The sequence below is a fragment of the Oligosphaera ethanolica genome (assembly GCF_030814695.1).
Taxonomy (GTDB): domain Bacteria; phylum Verrucomicrobiota; class Lentisphaeria; order Oligosphaerales; family Oligosphaeraceae; genus Oligosphaera; species Oligosphaera ethanolica.
Genome location: NZ_JAUSVL010000001.1, coordinates 1897528 through 1923009 on the forward strand (window position 1 = coordinate 1897528; position 25482 = coordinate 1923009).

Here is a 25482-nt window from a genome sequence, read left to right on the forward strand (position 1 = left end):
GCAGCCGCCATCACCCGGGCATGATTTGCCGGAAGACGGCGAGGCGCTGGGTGCGCACGTGCAGCTCAAAGTCCATCTTGGCGGCGAGCATTTCCTCCAGCGACGACGCGAAATCCCGCCGGCGGGCGAGGTAGCGACGGGCAGCCGAGGCCATGCCAGCCAGTTCGGTGATGACGCCGCGCCGCAGAATGCCGTCGAGCTCTTCAGCAGGCAGGTGCTGGCGGAGGTAGTCTTCATGGAGGAGCCGCATGAGACTGCGGTAACGCCGCGACACTTCCGTAGCGAGGAACGACGCGTGGCGATAACTGGCATAGAATGACGCCAAGATGGCAATGACGCGCTCGCGCTGCTTGATGGAATCAAATTGCTCTTGGACAATATCTAGTTCGGCGCAGGCGCGTTTGAAGGCCACGAGGTCGCCAAAGGTCAGCCGCTGAATCGTCGCCAAGGGCTTGCGGCCATCACGCATGTCCGTAATGAACATGCGGCGAATGACACGCACGGCGAACTGCTCGACGCGCTGGTCCCATTGCTCGCGGCCCTGGCCGGCCAGGCCCATAAAGGCGAGGGCAAGTTTCTCGCTGCCGTCCGGCAAGGTCAGAATCAGGTCAGCGGCAAGCATGACGACAGGATAGAGCGCCGTCATGCGGCGCAGCTCGCCGACCAGCGCTGCGGTCTTCCAATCTTTCTGCGACGTCGCCAGGGACTCGTCCAGAGCCATGAAGCGCAATACGCTTTCGCCGAGGTCATTGAGGGCCTTGCGCAGCCAAGAGAGGAGCTGGGTGTCATCCAAACGCCGTTGATCGACCAGCAGGCGCAGATGCGCCAGCGGAGCGATGCGCGCCGGGGCGCTGTCGCGCCAGGCGCGCATGCCGTGGCGGCAGAGCAGACGGTCGGCCTTGCGAGTGACATTCGGCCAGTATTCAAGGAGATTGGGGTCGGCGCTCCAGCGCTCCGCCCAGGCAAGAAAATCACGGGGAATGGGCCCGGGCGCTTCGAGAACGACAGTCAGGGCATCGCGAATGACATCCGGATCAAGCTGACCATCGTGCCTGGCAAAAAAATCCAGGAACCACTGGCAGGCGCGAGCGGCGTCCATGCGCCAGAGTACGCGGAAAGCCAGTTCGAGGACAGTTTCGACGACCTCATTGCGGCGGCGGAAAGCGTCGGCGGCCTTACCGAGCGCATGCGGAACCACGGCACGGCTGAGGACCATGCAGCGGTCGAGAGCGGTGAGTGTCTGAGCGGGCACAAGGGCCTTGGAGAAGGTCGTGGGTGCGGGTTCGGGCTGACTGATTTCGCCACCTTGCGCCAGCAATCGCGAGCTATTCTCAATGCACTCAAAGTACTCGGCGAGTATGTTCTCGCCGCTGATTTTGACGGCGCAGGTGCGGTAGAGAGTGACCAGCCGTTCGACCTGCTCGGCAGCCAGGCCGAAGAATTGCTGGCCAGACTGCTCCGCGAGCAGGTTGAGGCGCTCGACTTCCGTGGCGGTGAGGTCCGGATTCAGCCGCTCAAGCCGCCGAAGCTGTTGGGCCAATTCGCGATATGCTTCGTCAGGACTCATGCTGCCCAGTCGGGTTTCGGGCAGGCCGGCCGCCAGCTCGGCGGCGCGACGCTGCCAACGGGGGTATTACATGCGATTGCGCAGGCGCTGGATGATGGCGTTGGTAGAACAGTCGTGCTTGAGCTCGGCTTTCTTGCCGGCTGTGAGATCTTTGAGGATATTCTTGGCCAGGACTTTGCCCAGCTGCACGCCCCACTGGTCGAAGGAATAGACATTCCAGATAACGCCCTGCGTGAAAATCTTGTGTTCGTAGAGGGCCATGAGGATACCCAGCATACGCGGCGTCAACTCGTCGGCCAAGAGCGTGTTGGTCGGGCGATTGCCGTCGAAAGTCTTCTGTGCGGCCAATGCGTCGCTGATGCCGGGCTCTTCGGCCTTGACGGCCGCCGTGGTCTTGCCGAAGGCCATGGCTTCGGTTTGGGCGACAAAGTTCGCCATCAGTTTCTGGTGATGGTCACCAATGGGCGTCTGCGACTTGCAGAAGCCGATGAAATCGCCGGGAATGAGCTTGGTGCCCTGGTGGAGGAGCTGGAAGAAGCTGTGCTGGCTGTTGGTGCCGGGCTCGCCCCAGATGACCGGGCCGGTCTGCCAGGCGACGGGCGTGCCGTCTTTACTGGTGGACTTGCCGTTGCTCTCCATGTCGACCTGCTGCAGATGGGCCGCAAAGCGATGCATGGCCTGGTCGTAGGGCAGTATCGCGTAGCTCTGAGCAGCAAAGAAGTTGTTGTACCACACGCCCAGCAGGCCCATGAGCACTGGCATGTTCTGCTCGAGGGGCGTCGTCCGGAAATGCTCGTCCATCGCGTGGAAGCCATCAAGCATCGCCGTGAAATGCGCCGGCCCAATCGCCAGCATGATGGGCAGGCCAATCGCCGAACACATGGAATAGCGGCCGCCGACCCAGTCCCAGAACTCGAACATGTTCCGGGTGTCAATACCAAAAGCCGCGACATCATCCTGGTTGGTGGACACCGCCACGAAATGGCGGGCAATGGCGGCTTTACTGCCAAAAGCCTTGAGCGTCCAGTCACGCGCGCTCATGGCATTCGTCATGGTCTCCTGCGTGGTGAAGGTCTTGGACGCTACAATGAACATCGTTTCGGCCGGGTCCAACGCGCTTAGCGTGTCAGCCAGGTGGAAGCCGTCGACATTGGACACAAAAAGCACATTGAGGTTTTTGCAGCAGAAGGGCTTGAGCGCCTCGCAGGCCATCTTCGGCCCGAGATCGGAACCGCCAATGCCGATGTTGACGACGTTGCGGATCGGCTTGCCGCTGTAGCCCAGCCAGCTGCCGCTGCGCACCTGCTCGCAGAAATCCGCCATGCGCTTGAGCACTGCATTGACGCCGGGCATGACGTCCTCGCCATCGACCATAATGGGCCGGTTGGAGCGGTTGCGCAAAGCGACATGCAGTACCGCGCGTTTTTCAGTCTCGTTGATGGCCTTGCCGCTGAACATCTCGCCAATGGCCTTTTCCAAACCGGCTTCGCGAGCCAGCTCGCACAAGAGCGTCATGGTCTCGGCGTTGATGCGGTTCTTAGAGTAATCCAGCAGCAGGTCTTCAAATTCCAGGGCAAACGTCGCCGCGCGCTTGGGATCCTGCTGGAACATATCGCGCAGATGCTCGTCTTTGATGCGTGCGTAGTGGCTCTGCAGCTTCTGCCAGGACGCCGTGCGGGTGATGTCGCTCATGCTTATGCCTTTCCATGCAAATGACAACCGTGGTGATGCGCGCCACCCGAACCGACCTGCGGCCCGGCAACAACGCGCGGCTTAATGTAAGCCCTGCCAGGTGATAGGCAATAGCATGCGCCAAGAGATCAGAACGATCATCCGTCCGATCTGTCCGATCTGTCCGTATACCGCGACCCCATCGGCGGCCAAGCACCACGGCAGCGTCCAATGAAAGGCCCTGGCGATTCGTCGTTGGTAGCACAAGGCCAACGCGTTTATTCACCTACGCGCCGCGCCTGTGTGGTCGACCAGGAAAACAACAACACAACCATGGCAAACTCCGAACCCAATCAACACGAAGACGACCAAAACAGCGCCCAGCACGGCGACAGCGCCGAGAACTCGCGCGGGGCAGCGACACCCCCCGGCAACGCGGTCGTGCCAGCAACATCTGGCGCTGTCCGCAGCCAAGGCGGCGCGGTCACCACCCTCTCGCCGGCCTACGGCCCGTACCTGCAGACCCTGCCAGCGACCCGGGCATTGAGTGACGACGAGCAGCGTGCTGCCGACATTCGCGAGGGCATCCATCCGACGGCATCAACCGGCGTGGATCAGCAGGGCGGCCGCTCGCTCTACGAGCTGCTGGCCCTGCTGGCGGCGGTGCTGGCCTTTGTGCTCGTGGTCGCGCTGGCCTTTCCCTGGCGACATTTCATCAAGACCGCTCCCAAAGACGACGCCTTGCTCTTGCACTCGCCGCTGTTGACCGAGCGCCCGCCCGAGGTCGTCAAGAACGCCCTGGCCGAAATCACCGTCTTGCGCGAAACTGGCCGCCTCAATGGCGCCCGCGACAAATGCGCGGAGTATCTCGACGCCCTGCCCACGCAGCAGCGCGAGCACATTCTGTGGTTACCGATATGGCAGCAGCACCTGGAGCTGCTCTTCCTCCTGCGTCAACACAACGACCTTCGCCGGCAGTGCAGCCGCCTCAGGCAGCTGGTCCCCGACGCGGTGGAAGCCGTCTATTACCCAGCCAAGCTGGACATCGACACCGTGCCCCGCATGGACTACTACACCCGCCAAGACCGCAAATACTACGGTAAACTTCTTGCCTTTCAGCTGAAAAAATGCGCCGCCGCCGAAGCCGCGCTGGCCACCCGAAAACCCACGCCGGCCGTCAGCAACGCCCTCAAGGCCTTCCGTCTGCTTATGGCCGACTGCCAGCGACGCCTGTGGTGGCTGAGCAATTTCTCCTGGGACGACGATCACCGCGAAGAGGCCTTCGCCATGCTGCGCCAAATACCCGAAGACAGCCGCCAGGCCCTGCAACTGCGCCTGTCCCTCCTGCGGGACTGCCGACAGCACTGGCGCAACTGGTGGCAACGCAACCCAGGCAGCCGCATCGTGGACGGTCGCCCCATGACCTACACCAATGTCGAGCAGGAAATCGAACTCCACGAACAACTGCTGCGGCAGCGCGGCAACAACTGACAACGACTGGGACCGCCACCGCCCGCCGGCCCCACGAAAGAACATCGCCATGAAAAGCATCTTCGCGCATATCGACCGCTACTGCCGGGAGCGCCGACTGTACTGGGCGCCCGGCGTCGACAGCATCTGGTCGCCCAAGTGGCTGCTGGTGGCGCTGGCCTACATCTTCGCCATCGGCTTTATGGCGCGGGACCCGTGGTTCGGCCAGCGCTTTTTTGTCTGGAACCACGGCCTGCTGGCGATTCTTATCAGTTTCATCATCGTCGCGACGGTCAGCTTCGAATGGCATCTGCTTGGCCGGCCCGAGGGCATCAACGTCTTCCTGCAAGCCCTGTTGATCTTTCCCTTCTCGCTCTTTCTCGGCCGCATCATCGGCAAGCCATGGAATTACAACAACCAGACGGGGCTGATTGGCGATGCCATGAGCATGATCAAGGACCTGCTGCGGCTCAGTGGCGTCAACTCGGTCATCCCCAAGGCCTTCCAGGAGATATTCGCCTCGCCGGGGCTCGCTTTTCTGCTGATCGTTGTCTGCGTGGCACTGTCCTTCGGCCAGCGCAAATCCACGCGCATCGGCCTGCTCCTCACGGCCTTGCTAGTGCCCTTCATCCAAAGCATCCTGAATACGCCACGGCCGTCGCTGAGCTTCGTCATCGGCGCCATGCTGATGCTGCTGGGGGTCATCGGCCAATACATGGACGTGGCCAGCTACGTCTGCGACCGGAATATCCTCCGGCGCCTCCGCCAAGTCCGCGACGACGCCGAACGCACCAGCAGCATCCGCATCGTCAAACGAGCCCTGCAGGACGGCCAGATCGCCGAACAGAGCGTGCTGGAAATCATCCGCCGCAACTACACTGACGGCTACGGCGTGCCCGCAGAAGACATACCCGTGATCGCCCGGTCGCTTAGCCACCGGCTGGTTTATGAACACGGCCTGCTCACGGTCCACCTCAGCTCAGACGGGCTCTTCCTGGCACCGGCGCGAAGTCTGTCCACTTACGACTCGCTGCTGTCCGAGGTGTCCCTGTGGCCACGCAGCATCCTCCTGGGCGCCTTGGCGGTGTTCTGGTGGCTCATGCCGTTGGACATCATCCCCGATGCCATGCCCGTGGTCGGCACGATCGACGACATCCTCTTGCTCGTCCTCGGCGGCCTCCCGCTTTTTCATCAGCTGGCCGGCAGCCACCGCCGACAATTCGAACAAGGCCGCATCCGACAGCCGCAATGAGGCGCGAGTACCGCAGCGGCGCAATCACGGCCGGGAGTAGATGACCACGTCCTTGAGCCAGTAGTCAATCTGGTCGCTGGACGTGCACATGCCCACGCGAATCATCTTGTAAAGCCCGGCGCGGTCGGGATTGAATGACACGAAGACCTCGCGCCACTCATCCTGCGGGTCGGTATAGCGCAGGCCGTCGTACTTGCCCTTTTCGTTTTCGTCCTGGTAGGCCATCATGACCAGCGGCGCCCAGATGCGGCCAACATTGCCGCCGCGCTTGACCTTGATGCTGAAGCCAATGCCAACGGCGTTCGCCAGCTCCTCGCTCCCAGCATCAAGCACGTACTCGGGAAAGACCCACCGATCGCTGTTGCTGCCCGCAAACGTGGTCGAGACTTTCAACGCCTGCTCGACAGCATCAAAACTGAAGGTGGACGCGCCCGAGCTGTTCTGCCGCCAACGCTCAGGATTCAGAAAATCGAAGGTCTTTTTCGCCATGAACGACCAATTGACAAAAGGCACGCTGCAGCCAGCCAGCGGGAAGCCAGTGTCGTGCAGTCGAATGCTGTAATACACGTCTTTACAGCCACTGAAATCCAAGGTCCAGGTCAGCGGCGTTTCGCTGCGCGGCGGGAGCACGCGCGCGGCAGCTGTCGGCGCCTGGGCCACTGAAACGCCCGCAGGCAACTGCAGCTGCGGGGCGATGCGCTGCTCGTCGTCACTGAAATTATAGACATTGACGCTGAAGCGGTCGGAATCAGCGTGGTAACTGACGCCGTCCCACGACTTCACCTGCCAATGGTCAAACTGATAGACCACTGGCGTGGCCACGCGCGGCCGCAGCTCATAGCTTATTGCCTCGCTACGCAAGGCCATGGCCGCCGTGGCCATATTAAGTGCGGCGGTGTTCAGCTTCACCGCGTCCAGACCGACGTAGGCCATGCCGCCAGCGAAGCGGATGGCGCCATCGGCAATAGCCAGTGGCCGGCCGTCGATCGACCACGCGCCCGTGGCCGGCATGTCGGCGATGGACACCGTCTGTTCTCGAATATCGCCCGTGTAGATCACCGCGACGGCGCCATTTGGCCCTTTGAAGACCCGGCAGATCATGGCATGGGCCGGCAACGTCGGCCAGTCGCCCACATAGTCCTTGTGCGCGAGTTGCTGCACGAACAGCATATACGCCGCCAACGACCGCAACGGCGTGGCGTGGTAGTCCATCATGCCGAAGTTGTTGTTGTTCTCCTGGAAAAATGGCATGGTGAAGGGAAAATACTTGGCGATGCCGGCGGCGCGGGACTCGACGCCTTTCATGGTGATCCACAGGGCGCTAACCATGTCTTCATCGCGCTCGGGATGGAGTTTCCCCAGCGGTCCGCCGTGCGGCCTGCTCAATTGCACCGACGGATCAAGGCCCCGCGACCACGGCTTGCCACATTCCGTGATCCACATGGGCAAGCGCCCCTTGGGATGGTTTGCCAACATATCCCGGTAGGTCTGAATCAACGGCACGAGCTTCTCCGGCGCGCCGTAATTGTGAAAGGCAAAGACGTCGATGCTGTCCAGCAGGCCGTTGTCCATGCCGGCACGCAGGCAGTCGCGGGCGGATTCACCGCGGCAGAACGGCGCCGCGACCATCAGCAGATCGCGGCCGCGCATGGCATAGGCCGCAGCCTTGATAATGGGCAAATGCGCCTCGCCAGGTATGCTGCGGGCGTCATACTCGTTCAATATGTGGAAGGCCTCCAGCCCCGCCGCCCGGCGATCCAGCATGCCTGACACGGACGGCACCAGCCCCAGCAAATGCCGCGGCATGACATAGCGGTCATTGACCGGCTCGCCGCCATACCAGCGCGGAAAATCGTTGAAGCAGAAGATGGACTTCAGGCCCATGTCGCCCGCAATGCCGTAAAAGCGCTCGCGCTCGATCTTGTACTCGCCCTGTACGGGCTCTTCAGCCGCGTAATTGCACCACTCGCGATTGGAACGGATGCCCGCCCGCAGCAACACCGCGACCGTCTGCCTAATGCGCTCTTCGCTGCGAGTGCTGATCAGGCCCTCAATCGCAAAAAACGGATCCGGCGCGCCATCGTAGGGCTCCAGTACCGTCAGGCCAAAAACCAAATCGGCGTCAGGGAAACGAAGCTCATAATAGCCGCGAGGCAGGGTCACGCTGATGGCCACGCGACCATCGGCTACCACGGTGGACGCGCCACTGACCACCGCCGCGCCGGCGTAGTCCGTGATGTCGTAACTCAAGGCCTGGCCATCGGCAAAATGCCCTGTCGCGAACTCAATGCGCTGCGGCTGCTCCGGCAGCGCGTAGAACTGCAGCAGATTGTCGCCCGTGGTCAGTTTCATCACCCGCGACGGGTCTTTCTTAAATACCTGCATGACCTCGTTCTTAGCATTGAACACGGCGATATTCCTGATATAGCAGTCAATGGCCAGCGACGTCGTCGACACAACCATCTGCAAGCTGCGGACCTTAGCCATGTCGAAACCCGCGCGCTCAAAATGCAGTTCCACGGGCTGATATGCGCCCGGCACCGGCGGCGCAAAACTGAAGTGGCCCGACAGCGCGCCCTGGTCGGCAAAATGTACCCGACACGACAGGTCCTTGAGGCCCTCGGGCAGGAGCTTCATCTCAAAACGGATGCCGGCCGCGCCGGCCATACCCGCCGGCAGAGGCACCAGCGGCCACACGGAATGCTGGCCGGCCTTGCTGAACGCAGCCTGGAAATGCAGCGCGCCCTCGGCGTCCGACCACGCTACCCGCATGTCCTCCGTGCCCATGGGTTTCCAGCTCTTCGCATCATTGAGCAACGCCGTATTCGCGCGCAATGCCACCGCGCCCAACAACGCCGCGCCTGCCAGAAAGCACCGGGTCAACTTCGTCGTGATCATAGCGTCATTTTGTCCTTCTACTCGTGGATCATACCTGTGGTTGGCTACATCTCGGCCAAGCTGTCATTACGGCGGGGTGGCGACGCCATTGCGGGCGACCTGGGTAAAGCCCAGATTGCGTAGGCGGCCAATATCGACGCTTTCAGCATGGCCGTCCATAAAGGACAGGGTCGTGCGTTCACCATGATTGAGACTGATCGGATAGCTTGTGTTCTTAGGTCCAAAACACCAGTCCGGCGACCAGGCCGTGGCAGTAATGTAAATCCCGTCACCAAGCATCATGGTGTCACTGGGTTTTTTCATGACCACGCGATTGTGCATGATAACGTAGGGCGGATTGCTGCACATCGACAGCAAATTGCCATATTCCTCCTTGCGGTCGGCTGTCAGCCAATCGCTATTCAAGTAGGGGTTGAAGATCGAGTAGGTCCACTTGGAAGTGCTGGTCAACGTGCCCGCTTTTTGCATCATGTTCGGACAAAGCAACGCCGGCGTGATGTCAATCAACTTCAAATCATAAAGCACGGAATGCCAGCGCGGCCGCGCGTAACTGCCATGCCAGCCATAAATGACGTCGTTATGCCCATCCGCATAGAGCAGATGCGCCAGCGTACATTGCTTGATATTACTGACGCACGATATGCTCCGGGCCTTCTCCCGGGCTTTCGCCAAGGCCGGCAGTAGCATGGCCGCCAAAATCGCGATGATCGCTATGACCACCAAGAGTTCAATGAGCGTGAAGAGACGATGTCGCAGGCTGTTCATGATCGGTCCTCCTTGTTTGGCTCGGGCTAGCAAAGCAGAAATGCCATTCTATCCGCCGACCAGCGATGCAAATAACTGATCGGCCATGTCGGACAAACTCGTCGTGATGGTCATGCTCGGAAAGGGACAAAAATACGGCAACTCGCGGTTGCGATGAAAAATCGTCTGGAGGTCCTCCGGCACCCGCAGACCGAGTTGCAAAATGGCCTGGATCACACCCGGCACCGCGTTGTCGGGGTAAACAATAAGCGCGTCCGGCCGAGGCGATGCCGTCAGCAGCTCCATCGCCGCATGATAACCCAACTCACTCCAGTCCCGCTCTAAATACGCAGCCTCAGCAAATATCCGCTGCCGCCTGGGCGGCATACGCACACCGGCATTCTTGAAGCCCTCGACAACAAAACTCCACGTGCAATCCTGCCCTTCGGGTGAAATAATGGCCACCCGCTGGCGCCCCTGCACGCGTAACTCCGCAGCCATGTCGTTGAAGCTTGGCATGGGAAAGCGGTTCGCGGTGAGAAAAGCCTTGTGTATCGGCAACGCCCCAAACCAGCGCATGTCATAGCGGCGGATATTCACACCACATACCGCCTGGACGCGTTTCTGCGTAATCGCCTGACGCATGACCGGCGGCGGACCGGTATGCTCCGCCGCCGGACGACTGTCGCGCCAGATCACATAGTCAATACCACGCGCATCCAGCCGCTCACAGAGAAGGTCGCATTGCGTCGCGAAAGCAATGAAATTCTGGCGATTCTGCGGCGTCCCCGACATGTATATCCCAACACGACTGATTGCCTCAGCCTGCGGCTGGTCCACAAACATGCCGCGACCTTGGTGCTTGCTCAACAAACCAGCTTCCTGCAACGCATCCGTTGCCAATTTCACCGAAAAAAAATTCGTGCCCCACAGCTGCGCCAACTCCCGCAAGGACGGCAGCTGCGTGCCCGGCTGAAGCTCGCCACGCGTGATCTTGTCACGCAGATACGACACAATCGCCAACTGAATACCGCCATTGCTGCGACGCTTGAAATCCTGAAATAATGCTAAATCGGCAGGACTCATGAAAACGCTCCGTTTTCTGCAAAAAACTATTTACAGTTATAACAGTAACAGTATACACAACCCGCGCCGGAACACAAGCGCAATCCCCCAAAAAATGCCCCAACAGCAAAAACGCTGCCTGTTGCCCCATTGACAAGCAATGGCGGCAACAGGCAGCGCGTTATGAACTCCCCCCCAAGGCGAAGCTTTTTCCTCCGACTGATCCGACTGATCCGACTGATCCGACTGATCCGACTGATCAAGTCGACGATCCGTCCGATCCGTCCGATCCGTCCGATCCGTCCGATCCGTCCGATCCGACCGCGATAAAAGACAGCCGAGCAGACCGGTGCATCCGCGTGCTTATTTTATCAGGTAGTCAGGCATATCGGTGCGGAAAGGCGATGCCGGGAAGTTCTCGCGGTTGCAGAGATTAGCGTTACCGGGGTAGCTGGCCCATGCGTAGCGGACAGTTTTGGGTTCGGGCACCTTGTCACTCCAGACCACGATGGTCGTGCCTTCGATCTTGGCATTGGCCCAGACGAAGACGCCGTCGGCGCCGGCGATGGCGAACGACGTCGGTTCGCCGCCCTTGCTGACCAGGCCCGAATCGGCGTTGTCAAAATGAATGCGGATGCGATTGCCCTCGATGGCCATGTCTTTGTAGAGCGGTCCGGCGCTGACGCCTTTGAAGCCGTAGCAGATGCGCATGGCCTCTTTGGCCAGGCGGTAGCCGACGACCTGCTTGTTCGCCGGGTGAATATCCGAATGGTCGCCGGCATCAATGATCACCGCCATGCCGGTGCGAGGAATCTTGAGGGTCGCGGTCTGGACTTCGCGGAGCTTCGCCCAGCTGTCATCGCTGGGTTCGCGGCCGACCCAGAAATCGTCCGCTAGGCGCTCGGTGGGCTTGTGACGTTCATAGGCGGCGAGCTGCACGAAGATGAAGGCCAGATCGGGGTCCTGCCACAACCGGCGCCAATCCTGGATCAGCAACGGATGGAGCGTCATGTAGCGTTCATAGGCACCCGCATTGGACTCGCCCTGGTACCAGATGGCGCCGCGAATCGGGTAGATCGTCCACGGCGCAATCATTGCGTTGTAAAGCGTGGTCGGATGCCCCGGCTTGCGCGAGGAAAGGGTGCTCAAGCCCGCACCCGCCGGGTCGGGCCGCTTGCCAATGACCGCGAGGTCAGCCACAAATTCGGTGCGACTGTGCCACTGACCAGCCAGACTCTGGCGCTGCTCGCTGTCCTTCGGACCAATGCTCAGGTCGTCGGTCTGGCCGGTAAAACCGCCGTCGCCATAATAATCAATAACGCGCACTGCGACGACAGCCTGGCCGGCTTTGACCATGGCCGCCGGCACCGTGTAATTCCGCTTCACGGACCAGTACTCGGCTGTATCCGTGCCAGTCTTGCCGACGAGTTCGCCGTTGAAATAGGTCTCGTCGCAGTCGTCAATAGCCCCGAGGCTCAGCGAGAGGTCCTTCCCGGCCCAGTCCGCCGGAATGCTGATGGCTTTGCGGTACCAGATGACGCCGTCCATGTCGCGCGGAAAGCGCTCGCCAGGCAGGTCAGCTGCCACCCACCCATCCGCCGACAAGTCAGCCTGGGCCCACCCACGGGCAGCATCGATCTGCTGCTGGTACTGCGTGAAAAAGCGCTTCTCCCAGCCCGCGAAGGCCTCCTTGGCCTTGGCGGCGGACGCGGCCTCCAGCGCCTGGATTTCTTCGGCCGTGAGCTTGCCCTGGCGAATGCGCTCGAGGTCCTTCTCGAGATTGGCGGACCGGAAACCCTCTTCGCTGATCCAGCTTTCAATGGGCGTGCCGCCCCAGCTGCTGTCAATCAAGCCAATGGGTACGCCCAACTCCTTGAAAAGCTGCCGTCCAAAGAAATAGCCCGCCGCACTGAAGAGCGCGACGCTGTCCGGCATGCAGACCACCCACTCCGGCCCCGCAATCTCTTTGCGCGGGCCCTCCGGCGCCATCCCGCGCTTCTGGCTGGTGTTGTGCAGGCGGATCTGCGGATAATGCGCATGCCGAGCCTCGTCCTCGCCATTCATGGCCGACCAAAACTGCCGGCCACTGAACACCGGCATGGACATATTCGACTGGCCACTGCACAGCCACACTTCGCCAATCAGCACATCGTCAAACGTGACCTGCTTCTCGTTGGCGCCACTGATGCTGACCACGTGCGGCCCGCCCGCCGGCATGGCCGGGAGCACCGCCGTCCACTCGCCATTGACGTCCGCCATAGCCCTAGCGCTGTGGCCGGCCAGCTTTACCACCACCGCCTTGCCAACCTCGGCCGTGCCGGCAATCTTGATCGGCCGGTCGCGCTGCAACACCATGTGACTGCTGTATATCTTCCGCACCGCAAAATCACCCGCCAAAGGCGCCTGCTGTTGACCATGGCACAGCGCCGCCGCCGCCATCAGAATGCCACATGCACCAACCGTCAATGCCTTTTTCATACTGCCCCTACTTCCTCTGCTGATTCTGTTTTTATCGGACTGATCGGACTGATCTGACTGATCTTCTGTCTTTTATCGCGGACCAATCTTCTGTCTTTTATCGCGGACTGATCGGACTGATCGGACCGATCGGACTGATCTTCGATTTGATCGGTCTGATCAGTCGGATCAGTCCGATCAGTCGGATCAGTCCGATCTTCAATTTGATCAGTCGGATCAATCAGATCAAAAGTGAATTTCGTAGGCGAAGGCCTGAGCGTCAAGCTCGATCGTCACGCGGTCGCCCTGCTGGCTCATCACGGGCTGGCGGGCGAATTCGAGCCACGGCATGACCAGGTTGGCGCTCCGGGCGGTCTTGCCACCGTAGCCGAGCTTAGCCAAGTCCAGTTCCGCCCGGAAGGGCAAGGATCCCGCCATGGGTATGACGACCACCGTCTGCGGATTGGGCGTCTGCAAACGGAAAGAGCCGTTCGTACTCAGCATGCCGAAGTCAATCATCGGCAGATCGGTGGTACTTATGGCAATTTCATCCAGCTTGCTGATGTATTCCGACCGGACAGCGCCACCCTGACGCTCGACCTTGATGACGCCGCCATTGACGCGGCCGCTCGTGACATCGGCCGCGCTCAACGACAGGCGATTGCCGTGCTTGGCGCTGTAGAGCCCGTAGCGGATATTCAGCTCGCCAGCCAGGACGTCGTCAGGAATGTCCACGATTATCGCCGACGTGTACTTGCCAGGCTCGGACAACTTCAGGTCGCTCGCCTTGACCGCGCCGTGAAACAGGATGCTCTCGGGATGCGTGCTGTCCGGATGACACACGTGAATGAAATGATTGATGTCGGTGCTGGCAAAGGCATACTGGAAATCCCATGATACCTGCAGCAAGTACTGCTGCTCAGATAGCTTTTCGACCTTCTCGACGCGAGTGGCGATGCTGGTGCGGCCACTCAGCGCTCCCGCCGGCGGCAAGGTGTCCACAAACAACATATTGGGACTTTGGGCCATGCGGACGCGCTTGCCGTCAATGGCGAAGGTCCCGGCGCTGGCCTCGGGCGTCTCCACCCAGAAGCCGTACTCCGGCAGCACCCGGCCATCGGCCAGAGTCCAGTCTTCCGCCCCACGATTGGCCCAGACGCGGCTCGCGCCGCCACCGAAAACGGTGTGCTGCTGCCGCACGGTCCCGCCAAATTCGTGCCGGTCAAAACTCTGGCGAGCGAGGACGTCACAGACGTCGTGAAGCAGCCAGTAGGTCAGCACCGCCGCACGGCTGAAGGGCCCGTCACTCATGGGATTGCGACCGCCCAGCACAGTATTGGACAGATAGTCGTCGCTGCCGTAGTCATGCCCGGGCTCGTCCTTGCCATAACGGCCGCCGAGGCCGCCAGCGAGAAGCACCATTTTGCCGTGGGTGACAATATCGTGCCAAGGCGTGCGATCAGTATCCAAACACTGCGCGCCCCAACGCCGCGCGTGATAGTGGTCGGACTGCGCGCCGTCAAGCGAGCCAATCAGCCCGTCGTGCCCGCACTCGCTGAGCATCGGCGAGCCCTTCTTGAGTATCCGCCGGCAGGTGTCAAAGGCCTCAGACCACTCTTTGGCCATGCGCTTCTGATCGTAAAAACGACCTTCGCGATCGTAGTAATCACGGGGTGTAATGGCCGTGAAGACGTCAATGAACAGACTGTTCGGCGCAAAGCCGTCCCGCATGAGCTGCATATTCTCAACCATCCACGGCTGGAACGCGTGCGGCAGCCAACGGTAACTCTGTGCTTTGCGGCCCTTGTTGTACCAGGCTTTCTGCGGCGTCCCATCGGCATTGAAAATGATGTGGTCGTAGCTAAAGCCCTTGGCGTCGGGATAGAAATCGATGTAGTTGTCATGCGGGGAAAAGAGTATCCCGGTGTCGTGGCAGGCGTCAGCCAGGGCCTTGAAGGCATCCAGGCCACCGGCGGGGGGATAGATCTCCGGCAGGCGGTAGTCGTAGCCCCAGCGCTGCCAGACGTGCTTGACAAAAACAGAGTGGTCCAAGCCATAGCGCGCCGCCATACGAATCTGCTCGGCGGCGGCCAGGTAGTCGCCACCCCACTGGTCCAGACATTGCCGGCCCTTGAGCTCCTCCAGCCCAGGCGAGGCCTTGAAGCCGGCGACCTTGCCATATTCCTTCGCGGCACTGAACGCGCCACCACTGGACGGCGCCATGAAATAGGTCAAGTCGTGATGCGCCTCAAGCGTAAACAGCTTGTCCGCCGGCACCACCCGCAGGCGGTCCGGAAAATAATCCGACGCCAAAGCCATGCTCAGGCCACTGCGATAATCCGCACCAACATGGCGCGTACTCAGCGTGAAACCGCCGGCACCCAGCGTGAAAGGCGCCTGCAAGTCCTCAATGACATTGCCGAAACCCGCATAGACCCGCCAGGCCGCCTCGCGCCCCGGACCAACCGCAATCTTCTCAAAACGCGGTTGGCCACGCTGGTCGCGATCCTGCCCCGGCATGCTCCACTCCAGCTTGAGCACGCCGCCGTCAGCCTGCGCCCGCAGCCGGAAAGGCACCACGTCGCCGCGAATGTCGACCTGATGGTCAACGATGAAGTCGCCCAGCCAACCGCGCCGCGCCTTCACGCGACGCACCGGCGCGCTGCCGGCGGCAATGCCAATATCCTCGCCGTGGATACGCAAGGCAAAGCCGCGATAGCACAAGTCCTTCGCTCCGTCGGAAAACGCAATGACGCCGTCAACCATACCCTCATCACCGGGAATAATGGCCGCGCCGTACTGGCCGGCTTCGCCACGCAGGGTGAAGGCGCCGGTGCCGCGCTTGCCAACGGCCGCCTGGCGGGCCAAGGCTATCGCCTGCTCCTCGCGCTCTCGCCACGCTTCTTCGCTCAGCGGCTGCGGCTGCACGCCCACAACCACAGTGGGCACGCCCCAGAATGCGCTGTCGCAAGTGGTGTTGCGCGCCGGACCAGGACCGGCAAGCAATGACAACACGATCTCTTGGCCGGCATACGCCGACAAGTCGACCGCAACGGGCTCCCAGACCTTGCTGTCACTGAAGCGGCTGAAGAGCCGTGCTGGCGCCGCGTCGTCAGCCGTAGCGACCGCAACGACGAATTCCACACCATCACTAGCTGGCTCGGTCTCGGGATTGTGATCGCGAATGGCCGTCTGCGCCTGGAAAACCGCCGGTTCGCCCGCCGGCAACTGCAGACGATACGACACCACGGCCTCGCCCGTACCGCCACGATAAGGCGGATGGACGCTGATGGCCGGCAGAGCCGTGCCACCGCGAGTGGCCGTGACACCCTGGAACGACACGCCGCTCGTACGGTCGCCACCACTGAAATCATGGGCGAGAACGACCTCGGTCTTGCCATCCATGATGTAACTGCAACGGCGGTTGGGCAGCTCGCCGAGCTTCCACACGCCCTTGCTCAAGGGCAACGCCGACAACTCGACGCCCGCGCTGGCCGTACTGCGCGCATCGCCCAGTTCGAGCGTAACATACGATGACGGCTTTAGCCAATACTGCGAACCGGTCCCACCCAGCGTGTACTCGTTGCGCCGCCGACCGTAATCGGCATCGCCAAGCATCAGATTGAAACCCAGGCGCTTGGTGGCGGCAATGCCCTCGCCAATGCCCGCAAAGGGCAGCTGTACTTCGAAGCTATAGCCGTCCGGCAAGCGCCGGGTGGCGACCTTGATGCCGCCTGGAATGGCGTCCTTGAAATAACCCGGGGCCTTCAGCAAGGGCTGGCCGCCATCACCACCAAAAAGATTGATCGCTACCACCCGATCATGTTCGCCAAGGCCCTCATGATCGGCACGACCCACTGCCGGCGATGCGTAGATGCGCAAGTAATCGCTGTCCATAAAATCGTCAGACGTCTTGTCATCACACGAAATGTCGTCGTCCTTAACCACCCCAGCGACATAGAGATTTTCCTCGTCATGCAAAAACATCAGCGTGCCGTTGAAGCTCTGCAGGGTCTCCGGGCTGATTGTGCCGACGCTGATGTGCTGATAGCCAAAAGCTACCGGCTGCGCCTGCTCAGACCAGTCGCTGAGCCCCCCGTCCACAACCACCGGCGTCTGCAGCCGTTGAGCACTGATCACGCCACCCGCCGGCTGCGCCGAAACGCTCTCGCTGGCCGCCGCCGGCCGCACGGCCGAGAAGATGGCAATGGGATGCAACAGCGCCATGTCGCCGTCATCAAAGCGCAACTCAACCTCGGCATGCACAGGATACAAGGCCGTCAACACCCGCGGCAAGGCCCGACCCGTAAAGGCCTGCTCAAACTGCGCGCCAGCAGCCAGCGTCTGCCAACCCGCCGCCGCCTGCGGCTCAACCCGCCAGTCGTCATTCATGTACACCCGCAGACGAAAGGACACCGCGTCGGCACGCTCATTGCTCACCTGAACACGAAAAACCACGCCGTCGCTAACGCTCACCTCCGCCGGGACTTGCACAATCCCGGCCGCCACATCCGCCTGGCGGTCCACCGGCGGATTGTATGCCCAGACGCCAAGAACAGTCAGCAACAGCGCCAATAATGCGATCTTCTCGATTTTCATAACGATGCCTTTCGTTGTGTTCAGATGACTTTGGAAGAAGACTCGGAAAGTATGAATATAGCGCCCGCTGCGCCTACGCGGCGCTGATACTCAAAAGTATCACCGCCGCCGCACCGCTGAGCACGGCGCTGAGCTTGCGCAGGGAAAAACCCTCGCCCAAAAAGACAATGCTGAGAATGAAGGTGCCGATGAAGCTCATCTGCGCTATCGGCAATACCACCGACGCGGCGCCATGCCGTAACGACGCGGCCATGAAAAAGACGATGCCAGATACCAACAGGCCGGAAAAAACTCCGTAGCTCAACAAGGACCGATCACGTATGGACGCACGGCGCTCCAACACCAACGCATACGCCATGCCCCCAAAAAGCCAGAAGAGACTGTTGATCACCACGACGCCATTGGCGTCCGCGCCATGCGTAAAGCCGTACTTGTAACTCAGGCCCATGCCGGCACGCAATATCGCCGCCAGCAACGCGAGATAAAATCCCGCCGAACGCACGCTGAACAGATGACTGCCCGCTGGAAAAAATGCCAAAATGGCCAGCAAGGCCAGCAAAATACCCACAATCTGCATAGCCGACACGCTCTCACCTAACCACAAAAACGCCCCGGCGACCACAAAAATCAGATTCAGCCGATACAAGGTCGAACACATGCCGGCACTCTCGCGCTTCATGGCCTCCATCAACAACAAATTCGCACTGAGCGAAAACGCGCCGGATATCGCCCCCCACAGCACGGTCGCGCCAACATCGCTGTCGACACCCCAGGGCAGCCACACCATCAACACAAACCACACCAGGCCAATCAACGATACAAAGGCGCCACGGGCACCAAATCGATCCGCGTACTTCTTGAACACCAGGTCATTCACCGCCGCAAACAGTAAACAAAACAAAGCATACACAACTGCCATGATCTCGCCCGCCCTTTATTTCTCAAAACACCTGGCCTTTGGCCGAAAACAACAACGGCGCGTCAGTTCAAGACGCGCCTGCACTTCTCAACCTGCACCGCAAATGGCAAATTCTGCCTAAGCCCCTACAAACCATCACCCGCGTTTCTACACTCCCCATGCATAGCCCGCATGGTAATCCGTATGCGTCGCCCGCATAACTGGCCATCGTCCAAAACCCAACAAACTCCGCCTGCAAACCACAAATACTCGGCGCTCGCCGAAACACCGCCATAAGTAAGCTCAAGGACCATCCCCGACGCAAACCGACCGACTGCCGCTTTACCTTGGGAGGGGGTCCCCCCAGGCTGGGTGGGCCATCCGAAATGACGAGCAAAAAACTACCCCGGCGACAGGCCATTTGCAACCGTAAACTTGAAATTGCATAGAGGAACATGGCTTTTGACAGCGGGCTGCTCAGCAGTCGTGAAGTAACCTAGCCGAAATTAGAGCCCGCTAACAGAATTTTTCCGCTCATAACCAAGCGTGCGGCAAGGCGTCAGGCCATCCCCAATGAGTCAAAATCAGTTCCCGCAGGCCAAGCCACCCACGGCAACACTAGGGACATTTTTGCCGCCGGGACGGCGGCGCTCCCAGGAGTCCCAAGAGTCCCCAAGCAGTCGAGGGCGTCTCCACGGTCCCGGCCATGGGGCGTGGATCGTGAGTCTTCGTCCCCGCGCCGTTGCCAATTAGTCACTATGGCCCCGTTGTCCACTGAAGTCGGTCGCCAGCAGTGGCTGACCAATTACCACTATTCATTTCGTCCCCAGTGATTTTCAGGGCAAGCGGCGCATAATGAGCTACATTATATCTTTTGACCGGCCTGTTTTACGCGGGCCATTTGTGTCTGCGAAAAAAACATTGTAGACTACTTGGCGATTGGCTCTATTGTCGCCACGCTGTTATAGCTCACGCGCCCACGCAACGGAGTACGAGGCCACTATGGGATCTTTTCGTTTTGCTGTGATTGGCGACACCCACTATTGCACCCTGGCCGGCCGGCCGCTGTCACGGCGCCAGCAAGGGATGCCGGCCCTGCCGGATTATCTGCGCTACGCCGGCATGAAAGAGCGCGTGCTCGACAAACTGGCCGCCAAGCTGGCCGCGCTGCGGCCGGAATTTCTGATTTCCACCGGCGATCTTATCGAAGGCGGCGCCGACTCGGCACTGGACGAAGCCGAAGCGCGCAAGCTCTTCACGGCCGCCGTACCCGAACTGCATGTCGCCCAGGGCACCCACGACCGCCGCAAGCCTCAGGGCGAGCAAAGCTACTACTCGTTCAAATATGACGGCGCGGTCTTTTTCATCCTCGACTACATCAACTGGAACAAGCAGCAGAGCACCTGGTTGCAGCACGAACTCGGCGCCGCCCACGGCGCCCGGCACATCTTCGCCTTCGCACACGCACCGTTGTATCTGTGGGGGCGGCATTTTTTTGACAGCCCGTGGTTCACGCAGGAAGTCCGCGACATCTTCACGCAGTACCCCATAGATATCTATTTTTGCGGCCACACGCACAACCAGGCCGTCAGTTGGCACCGGGGCATGCTACAAATCAAGGGCTCGGCCGTGGGCTACCCGCAGATGGACGTCGTGCCCCTGGAACGCATGCACGCGCTGGCGCCCGATGATAACGACAACCGCTTCTACTGGGGCATCGTCGAAGACAGCGCACCGGCTTTCTTCACCGTCGATGTCGACGACGACCGCCTGCATGTCCGCTGGCATTCCCTGCGCGGCTCGGCGGAGTTGCGCGTCCCGGCCCGTTTTGCACGACCGGAGATACTGTCCTTCCCGCCGCATCTCCCGCGCAATCAGCAACTCAGCGACTGGGATTTCGCACAGGTCCGCGCCGGTTGGCTCAATATCTTCAGCAGCATCAAGCAGGACAACAAGTCGCAGCTGCTGCTCAATGACGTGCCTCTGGGCGAGATACCGGCAAGCACCAGCTATGCCGCCCGCCGCGCGGCACCTCTCAGCATTGACGCCATCAACAGCCTGCGGCAGAAAAACACTCTGCGCATCCGCATGCCGGACTCGCCAGTGTTTGCCATCGGCTCCATGTCGTTGGAGCTGCTCCTGCTGGACGGCCGCATCCTCCACTCGCCCGTGGCGCCAGAGCTGTTCGTCTGCGGCGAATCACCCGACTACACCTTTGCCTCCGCCCGCGCCCAGCGGGTCACCCCCGGCGCCGATCTGACCATCACACTCGCTTTTGCCCCATAGAACCCACGCGACGCGGCCAACGACTGCCGCCAATCCAAAGCATGTCGACATCATGAGGAGGGAACTGCCTTTGTCAAAACATTTCATCAAGATTTTCACTCCAAAGATCATCCTGCTGGCCTTCGTGCTGCTGATAGCAGGAGGCAGTAGCGCCCTCTTTGCCTATTATCTGGTCCGGGGGCACCAGCGCACCATGCGCTTTCAGGAGGCGCTCAAGCAGCTGGACGCGGGCAACATCACCTTTGCCAAACGACTGCTCAACATCAGCATCAATGAAGATCCCAACAACGAGCTGGCATTTGTCAAAATGGCCGAACTGATGGTCCAGGAAGGCCGTTGGAACAACGCAGCCATACTGTGGCGGCGCGCCACCATCCTCAACCCCCTCAAGGCCGAGTACCGCCAGGCGGAAATCGATGCGTTGCTCCGTGGACGCCTCTACAACAGTCTGCTCACTGTCCTCGAACAGGACAGCAAGGACACGAAACTCACTCCGCAGCAAAACAGCTACCTGGCCTACGCCAACTACAAGCTCGACCGCGTCCTCGTCGCCGAAGATATTTACCTGAATATCACCGACCGCGAGACCCTGCTCTCGCCCATGGCGAGGCTGCTGGAAATTGTCTTGAACATCAAAAAGAACAGCCCCGAAGCGCGGCTGGGCCAACTTGCCGAGCTCGCCGAATCCAAAGACCCCGTTGTAGCCTTCGAAGCGCTGGAGCACCTCGCCCGCCAGTTCGTGCTGGACGACCAGCCCGAACGCGCTGAAAACGCCCTCAACCGCGCCCGTGACCTCAACCCTGAATGCGGCACGCCACTGCTTGGCCAATTCTACTTCTTCAACAACAACTTCGCAGCCGCCATTCCCATTTTTCAGGAGATCCTGGATAACGGCATTGACCCCGCCACCGCTGTGATGCTTGGTGAGGCCCTCGCCAGTCAAAACCGGTTGGACGACATCCACAAGCTGAGCGAAAAATACCGCGTCGGCAACAAGACCATCCTGCAGGTCGGCACGTACCTCGACGCGTTGCAGGCCTTCGGCCGCCAAGACTTTGAAGCCCTGCGGGACAACATCAAGCGCGTCAATGGCGTCTACAAGACTCCCGTCGCCTTGATGATGTCCCTACACGCCGCAGTCTACGAGCGCGATGTCAATGGCATTCGCCAAGTCGTTGACAGCATTCGCGTCACCCGGGACGACACCGGCCTCCTGGAACAGGCGCAGGCCATCGTCCTGCCGCTCATCAAGGCTTTCTTTGACGAGCAGAACCTCATCGCCGCAGCCAATCTGGCAGATCTCTTCCGAAATCCGGACAAGCCCGACCTCTTTCTCACCCGAGTATCGCTGACCGGCAACTTTGACAAACGGCTCCTGCAGCGCCGAGACGTCTTGACGGCCCTGCAGGCCTTTCCGGACGACCCGGTCGTGTTGCGCATCGCGGCCGCACTGGCGATGCAGAATCGCCAGTTTGACGAAGCCATCACGCACATTGAGCGCAATCTCCGCAACGGCAACAACACCGAGCCCATCCGCCTGCAGTACATCTTGGCCCTGCAGAATACCGGTCAGAGCGACCGCGCCATCAGCCAGTATCAAGAAGTACTCAAGGACAATCCCGACAACCGCGCCATGGTCTACAGCTATTTCGCCTTCTGCGTCAGCAACAACCGCAAAAACGAACTGCAGGCACTGCTGACTGACACCAAACAACGGCCTCAGCCCGAGCAACGCTACCTGGTGCCCTATATCGAGGCCGAGCTCGCCCTGCTGAACAACGACATCGTTAGCATGGTCGCGGCCCTGAAAAAAGCCATCGTCGAGCAACCGCTGAGCACCGACCAGCGCGAAGACGTCGAGCTGATCTACCGCGTCGCCTATCTGTTTGCACTGGTGGACGAAATTCAGCCCGCCATTGAACTCTACCAGCGCATTGCCGATGTCTATCCCATGCCCATCATGATCCAGCTCAATCTCGCCGAACTCTACGCCAGCATCGGTGAACACGAGCGGGCTCTGGAACTGGCCCAGGCCGCCTGGCAGGCCAACGGCTCGCTGCTGGCGGTGCAGGAATGCCTCGGTCTGCGCCTGGTAGAAACCAAACGCTACGCCCGCGCCGTGCAGCTGCTGGGGCTGCCCGTCGACAGCAAAAAAGCCACGCCGCGCGCCCTCGACGCCTGGCGCATCGCCACGGAAGCGCTGATAAAAGAGGCCTTCACCGCCAAAAAGTATCTCGACTGCCTCACTCTCAGCCAGCATCTGCTACGGCATTTCAGCAGCAACCAGGTGGCGCTCGATCATGCCGCGCAGTGCCGCGCTGCCCTGGGTGACGCCGCACCCTGACTATCCTCGCGGCGCAGCTCTCCCGACGGGCGCTGCAGACTGCACCGGTTATTAATATCCACACTTCGCTCAGACAAGGACCACCTGCATGAAGAACAGCTCGACAGCGACCGATGCAAAGCCTTCGCTGTTTCATCTGCCCGTGATCGGCGGTGCCCTCCTGATCGGCGCCATCCAGGGTTTGCGTAGTGCATCGGGGCACTGGGAGAACATCCTCATCATCGGCACGATCGTCGCACTCATGAGCTGGGACAGCCGCCACCGGATGTCGCCCAGCCGAGAAACTGTGCCGGCTCGGGAACGCCTGCTGGCCTGGGTTGCCCTGGCGCTGGCACCGTGCTTCCTCCTCATACCCGGCTCAGCCGTCATGGACCTCAATGCCAACGTCATTCTGCTTCTGCTGGCCTTTGCCTTCAGCGCCTTCCAGCGCGGCGCCCGCACGGCACTATGGTCTCTGCCGCCGTTACTACTAGCACTAGTGGCCATGCCGCTACAAGAGTTTATCTACCTCTCTTTCAGCTATGTTCTCCGGCTGCTGTCGACCATTCTCTGTTGCGAGACCATCCAGCTCTTCAACGCCAGCGTGAGCTACCACCACACCACAATCTACGTGGGGGACGCCAGCATCGCCATCACCGATGCCTGCAGCGGCATCTCGCAGCTCTTCGCGCTGTTTCTGCTTAGCTACCTGATTGTCCGCCGGCAGCACCGGCAGCTGCGCCGGGCACTGCTGCATTACTCGCTGCTCCTGCCCGTCGTCGTCCTGGCGAATGCGCTACGCCTGATCATCACCATCGTCCTGTTTCAGCGCATCGGCACCGTCATTTTCGCCGATTTCTTCCACATTCTTTTCGGCCTGCTGCTGGTCGTCGTCACCGTGGTTTTGATGTACGCCGCCGGCAAGCTGTTTCCCGAGCAGGAGTCCACCCCCGCTGACATTGCCGCGTCCCCCGAGTCCCCGGAGTCCCCCCATGACGCTAACTAAACTCACGCGAGCCTTTACCTGGTTGCTCCTCCTCGGCAGTTTTCTGCCCTATGCGTGGAAACTGCCCTACATGACTAATGCCTGGCGCAGTTCGCCAATGGACCGCTTTGACTGGCTCTTCCTCCTCATTGCCGCCGTAGCGCTCTTGGTGACATTACGGGTCCTCCTGGCCCGCCGCAGCCGCACTCAGGGCGTGTACATGGTCGCGCTGCTGCCATCCCTACTGCTCATGGCACTAGGCGTGGCTCTGGAAATTCATGCCGCTGCCATCATGGGCGCAGTCGCCTTTTCCTGGTCGATGCTCTGGCTTGCGCTCGGGTGGCGTTCAGCCTACACGGCCTTTCCCATCTATGCCATCATGGGCTTGTCCTGCACCAGCACCAGCTACTGGCTGGGATACTTTTCCGGTCCGCTGCAATGGAACGGCCTGGCCATCAAAGGCACGCTCACGCTGCTGCTACTCGCCTGGCTGCTGCATAATGTCTTGCGTGAACGCCAGGTCCGCCGGGAAACGTTCTGCTTCTACCTGGCCTTCGCCGTCCTCACCTTCGGCGCCTGGCAGGCTCGAACACTCTACCACACCGCCGCGCCCTTCCTTCCCGATTTCAGCACCCTCGATCGCGGCGAATTCTTCGGCCAGACAATGGAAATTACCCCCGCCGACGAACGCTTCTTCGGCACCAGCAGTTTCGGCAAATACATCTTCGCATCCGATGACCACATCGTCACTGTCCTGACAGTAACCTGTGTGGACGACATCCATCAGATTCATCCGGCCAGCCACTGCCTGCGGGTGTCTGGGTGGGCCATCGACGCCGAAAACATCGACAGCGTCGATGTTGCCAGCCAAAAACTATCCGTCAGCGAAATTATCGCGCGGCGCGATGGCCAGCGCATCATGGTGTGGGTGTGGTACAGCTCTGCCGATGCCTCCACCGGCAATTTCCTCGCCTTCCGCCGCCTCTGGCGCCAAGGCACGCCGTGGTTCACCGCCCAGGTCAGCACGCCCTGCGCCCAAGGGACCGAAAACGACGCCCGCGCCGTCCTCAGCAAATTCCTGGCCATCACCACGCCCTGAGCGCACGGACGCAGAAGCCGCAGCCCGAAAGAGCGCGCAACCACAGCTGCCAGGAGCGCCGTCTCCCCCCCGGTCTATCCTGCGCTGATTGCTGGCAAAGAAGCCAAGGCAGGATATTGTTTTGCCTACAATGAACCACGATATGGCCAAAAACGAAGATCGGGAGAA

At 60.6% G+C, this 25482-nt stretch carries 14 protein-coding genes; 6 read left to right on the forward strand and 8 right to left on the reverse strand.

Annotated elements, in window-relative coordinates; all coding sequences use genetic code 11:
• Positions 1-10: 10 nt before the first annotated feature.
• A complete protein-coding gene (locus J3R75_RS06415; protein WP_307260591.1) occupies positions 11-1567 on the reverse strand; it encodes a hypothetical protein in 1557 nt (518 codons plus the stop codon).
• 66 nt (positions 1568-1633) lie between these two features.
• Entirely contained in the window at positions 1634-3259 is a 1626-nt protein-coding gene (gene pgi / locus J3R75_RS06420) for a glucose-6-phosphate isomerase (RefSeq protein WP_307260593.1), read from the reverse strand.
• Positions 3260-3469: 210 nt separating this feature from the next.
• On the opposite strand from pgi, the gene J3R75_RS06425 reads away from it, so the two are divergent.
• Both J3R75_RS06425 and J3R75_RS06430 read left to right on the forward strand, forming a co-directional pair.
• Positions 3470-4729: a hypothetical protein gene (locus tag J3R75_RS06425; RefSeq protein WP_307260595.1), complete on the forward strand. Its 1260-nt coding sequence runs from the start codon at positions 3470-3472 to the stop codon at positions 4727-4729.
• 49 nt (positions 4730-4778) lie between these two features.
• A complete protein-coding gene (locus tag J3R75_RS06430; protein ID WP_307260597.1) occupies positions 4779-5960 on the forward strand; it encodes a DUF1232 domain-containing protein in 1182 nt (393 codons plus the stop codon).
• Positions 5961-5984: 24 nt separating this feature from the next.
• Here J3R75_RS06430 and J3R75_RS06435 read toward each other — a convergent pair whose 3' ends face one another.
• From J3R75_RS06435 to J3R75_RS06460, 6 genes are all read right to left on the reverse strand, one after another.
• Positions 5985-8858 (reverse strand): hypothetical protein, encoded by a 2874-nt coding sequence (locus J3R75_RS06435; protein ID WP_307260599.1) that lies wholly within the window; start codon positions 8856-8858, stop codon positions 5985-5987.
• A 66-nt stretch (positions 8859-8924) separates the two neighbouring features.
• Positions 8925-9623, reverse strand: coding sequence for a prepilin-type N-terminal cleavage/methylation domain-containing protein (locus J3R75_RS06440; RefSeq protein ID WP_307260601.1), 699 nt, complete (start codon positions 9621-9623; stop codon positions 8925-8927).
• Between the two features lie 48 nt (positions 9624-9671).
• Positions 9672-10688: a GntR family transcriptional regulator gene (locus tag J3R75_RS06445; protein ID WP_307260603.1), complete on the reverse strand. Its 1017-nt coding sequence runs from the start codon at positions 10686-10688 to the stop codon at positions 9672-9674.
• Between the two features lie 342 nt (positions 10689-11030).
• Complete coding sequence (locus J3R75_RS06450) at positions 11031-13145, reverse strand: sialate O-acetylesterase (RefSeq protein ID WP_307260605.1); 2115 nt, start codon at positions 13143-13145, stop codon at positions 11031-11033.
• Positions 13146-13370: 225 nt separating this feature from the next.
• Entirely contained in the window at positions 13371-17723 is a 4353-nt protein-coding gene (locus J3R75_RS06455; RefSeq protein WP_307260607.1) for a sugar-binding protein, read from the reverse strand.
• A 73-nt stretch (positions 17724-17796) separates the two neighbouring features.
• Positions 17797-18642: an EamA family transporter gene (locus J3R75_RS06460; RefSeq protein WP_307260609.1), complete on the reverse strand. Its 846-nt coding sequence runs from the start codon at positions 18640-18642 to the stop codon at positions 17797-17799.
• A gap of 981 nt (positions 18643-19623) precedes the next feature.
• Between J3R75_RS06460 and J3R75_RS06465 the strand changes: the two genes are divergently transcribed.
• The 4 genes from J3R75_RS06465 (at position 19624) to J3R75_RS06480 (ending at position 25314) form a co-directional block, all read left to right on the forward strand.
• A complete protein-coding gene (locus J3R75_RS06465) occupies positions 19624-20907 on the forward strand; it encodes a metallophosphoesterase family protein (RefSeq protein ID WP_307260611.1) in 1284 nt (427 codons plus the stop codon).
• A 70-nt stretch (positions 20908-20977) separates the two neighbouring features.
• Positions 20978-23251 (forward strand): tetratricopeptide repeat protein, encoded by a 2274-nt coding sequence (locus J3R75_RS06470; RefSeq protein ID WP_307260612.1) that lies wholly within the window; start codon positions 20978-20980, stop codon positions 23249-23251.
• An 88-nt stretch (positions 23252-23339) separates the two neighbouring features.
• A complete protein-coding gene (locus J3R75_RS06475; protein WP_307260614.1) occupies positions 23340-24236 on the forward strand; it encodes an archaeosortase/exosortase family protein in 897 nt (298 codons plus the stop codon).
• Positions 24223-25314, forward strand: coding sequence for an exosortase-associated EpsI family protein (locus J3R75_RS06480; RefSeq protein WP_307260616.1), 1092 nt, complete (start codon positions 24223-24225; stop codon positions 25312-25314). Before J3R75_RS06475 ends, J3R75_RS06480 begins: the two co-directional genes overlap by 14 nt.
• Positions 25315-25482: the final 168 nt, after the last annotated feature.

What these genes read in the sequence shown, in the direction of transcription:
- J3R75_RS06435 (WP_307260599.1), bottom strand. Translation starts at nt 8,858, where the DNA reads ATGATCACGACGAAGTTGACCCGGTGCTTTCTGGCAGGCGCGGCGTTG.
- J3R75_RS06415 (WP_307260591.1), bottom strand. Translation starts at nt 1,567, where the DNA reads ATGAGTCCTGACGAAGCATATCGCGAATTGGCCCAACAGCTTCGGCGG.
- J3R75_RS06465 (WP_307260611.1), top strand. Translation starts at nt 19,624, where the DNA reads ATGGGATCTTTTCGTTTTGCTGTGATTGGCGACACCCACTATTGCACC.
- J3R75_RS06480 (WP_307260616.1), top strand. Translation starts at nt 24,223, where the DNA reads ATGACGCTAACTAAACTCACGCGAGCCTTTACCTGGTTGCTCCTCCTC.
- J3R75_RS06425 (WP_307260595.1), top strand. Translation starts at nt 3,470, where the DNA reads ATGAAAGGCCCTGGCGATTCGTCGTTGGTAGCACAAGGCCAACGCGTT.
- pgi (WP_307260593.1), bottom strand. Translation starts at nt 3,259, where the DNA reads ATGAGCGACATCACCCGCACGGCGTCCTGGCAGAAGCTGCAGAGCCAC.
- J3R75_RS06460 (WP_307260609.1), bottom strand. Translation starts at nt 18,642, where the DNA reads ATGGCAGTTGTGTATGCTTTGTTTTGTTTACTGTTTGCGGCGGTGAAT.
- J3R75_RS06455 (WP_307260607.1), bottom strand. Translation starts at nt 17,723, where the DNA reads ATGAAAATCGAGAAGATCGCATTATTGGCGCTGTTGCTGACTGTTCTT.
- J3R75_RS06475 (WP_307260614.1), top strand. Translation starts at nt 23,340, where the DNA reads ATGAAGAACAGCTCGACAGCGACCGATGCAAAGCCTTCGCTGTTTCAT.
- J3R75_RS06430 (WP_307260597.1), top strand. Translation starts at nt 4,779, where the DNA reads ATGAAAAGCATCTTCGCGCATATCGACCGCTACTGCCGGGAGCGCCGA.
- J3R75_RS06445 (WP_307260603.1), bottom strand. Translation starts at nt 10,688, where the DNA reads ATGAGTCCTGCCGATTTAGCATTATTTCAGGATTTCAAGCGTCGCAGC.
- J3R75_RS06450 (WP_307260605.1), bottom strand. Translation starts at nt 13,145, where the DNA reads ATGAAAAAGGCATTGACGGTTGGTGCATGTGGCATTCTGATGGCGGCG.
- J3R75_RS06440 (WP_307260601.1), bottom strand. Translation starts at nt 9,623, where the DNA reads ATGAACAGCCTGCGACATCGTCTCTTCACGCTCATTGAACTCTTGGTG.